The organism is Trebonia sp. (genome assembly GCF_049794275.1).
Lineage (GTDB): Bacteria > Actinomycetota > Actinomycetes > Streptosporangiales > Streptosporangiaceae > Trebonia.
Genome location: NZ_JBARCR010000831.1, coordinates 1 through 1,922 on the forward strand (window position 1 = coordinate 1; position 1,922 = coordinate 1,922).

Below are 1,922 nucleotides of genomic sequence, written 5' to 3' on the forward strand. Positions count from 1 at the left end.
CACCAACGGCATGTGGGTGCGCAGCGCGGCGAGCAGGCTGTCGCGGCGTGCCCGGTAGACCGGGCGGACCCGGCGCAGGTGGCGGGCGAAGGCGCCGCTCTCGATGAACCGGGCGAGGGTGAGCTGGCCGAGCGCCTCGGTGGCGAAGTCCTCAAGGAACTTGGCGCGGGCGATGTCGCCGGTGAGCCGGGGCGGCGCGGCGATCCAGCCCAGCCGCAGCGCGGGGCTGAGCACCTTGCTCACGGTGCCGCCGTAGATAACGTGGTCGGGATCCAGGCCCTGGAGCGCGCCGACCGGCAGCCGGTCGTAGCGCAGCTCGGCGTCGTAGTCGTCCTCGATCACCAGCGCGTCCGCCGCGCGGGCCCACTCAAGGAGCTGAACCCGCCGGTCGGCGGAAAGCACCGCGCCGCTCGGGTAGGAGTGCGCGGGGGACAGCAGCACGGCGCCCACGTCCAGCCCGGCGAGCCGCGCGGTGCGCAGTCCTTGGCCGTCGACAGGGACGGGAACCGGCTCGAGCCCGGTCGACCTGATGATCCGGCGGTACAGCGAGAAGCAGGGGTCCTCCACGGCGACGCGGGTCACGCCGCGGCGGCCGAGGGCCCGGCACAGCAGCGTCACGGCTTGCGAGAAGCCGCCGCAGACCACGATCTGATCAGGGGTGGTGCGCACGCCGCGGACCCGGCCCAGGTACGCGGTGAGCGCGGCGCGCAGTTCCGGCTCACCGCGGGCGTGCGGGTACAGCAGCCGGTCGTCGGGGATGTCCCGCAGCACGTCGCGGTAGTGCCGCAGCCAGTCGCTGCGCGGGAAGAGCGCCGGATCGGGCAGCCCGCTGCGCCGGATGCCGCCGTCCCGCGTGGCCGGCGCGGGCCCCGCGCCACTGGGCTCATAGTCCGCCGAGCCGTCACCGGTCCCGTCGCCGCGCAGTCCCTGCGCCCGGACCCGCGTCCCCGAACCCTGGCGCGCTTCCAGGTATCCCTCGATGACCAGCTGCTCGTACGCCCCGACGACGAGCGAACGTGACACGTCCAGCTCGGCGGCGAGCACGCGCGACGGCGGCAGCGCGGTCCCCGGCGGCAGCGATCCGCGAGCGATGGACTTGCGCAGGCCGCGCTCGAGCTGAACCCGGAGGCTGCGGGGCCTGGACCGGTCGAGTTGTACCAGCAGGTCGGCGGGGAACTCACCGCCCGCGCTATTGGTCTGTGTATTCGCGGTCAATTGGATCTTCCTATCCATGCCATTGTCCGTAGCCTAGCCATAGGCCACGGTTTCGGGCAGGGGGCTGCGCCATGCCGGGAGCCAGCGCCAGGAAGCCAGAGCACCCGTACGTGGGCCGGGTGCTCAACGGCGTCGGCTGGGCGCGGATCGCCGGGCCGCAGCTGCCGGAGAACGCTTAGCGGCTCGCGACGGCCGTCTCGATCAGGCCCTGGGTGCCGCCAGCGGTTATCGAAAAGCCGCGAGTCCGTTCTGGATAATGTTCTTGATTTTCCCGAACGTACGCGTGATGCCTCCCGCAGGCACGCCGCTCGCCACGGCGACCCCGCCCAGGATCAGCACGCCGCCGCCGATCGTCACCGCCGTCACGCGCTCGCCGAGGAACACCGCCGCGCCGAGCACGCTGACCACAGGCTCCAGGTAAAGCAGCAGGCTGACCCGGGCGGCCCCGCCGGAAAGGACCGCGACGTTCCACAGCAGCATCCCGGCCGCCGTGCTGCCGAGCGCGAGGAACGCGAGCTCCCCCCAGACCGCGGCGCCGAGATGCCCGAGCCCGGCGCCTGGCAGCATCCCCGCGAAGGCGAGGTAGGGGAGCGTGCCGACGGCGGTCGAGGCCGCGGTGGCGGGCACGGCGCCGAACTCCTGGCTGAGCGGGCGGAGCACGATCGTGTAGGCGGCGAACGCCAGCGTGCCGGCCAGCACCAGCCCGG

At 73.2% G+C, this 1,922-nt stretch carries 2 protein-coding genes; both read right to left on the bottom strand.

Annotated features, from left to right (window positions below; translation table 11 throughout):
- Positions 1–1,215, bottom strand: a 1,215-nt coding sequence (locus WA805_RS21605; protein ID WP_425243239.1) for a PLP-dependent aminotransferase family protein, incomplete at its 3' end; no start/stop codon positions are given.
- A 225-nt stretch (positions 1,216–1,440) separates the two neighbouring features.
- On the bottom strand, positions 1,441–1,922 hold a 482-nt coding region (locus tag WA805_RS21610), incomplete at its 5' end, for an EamA family transporter (RefSeq protein ID WP_425243240.1).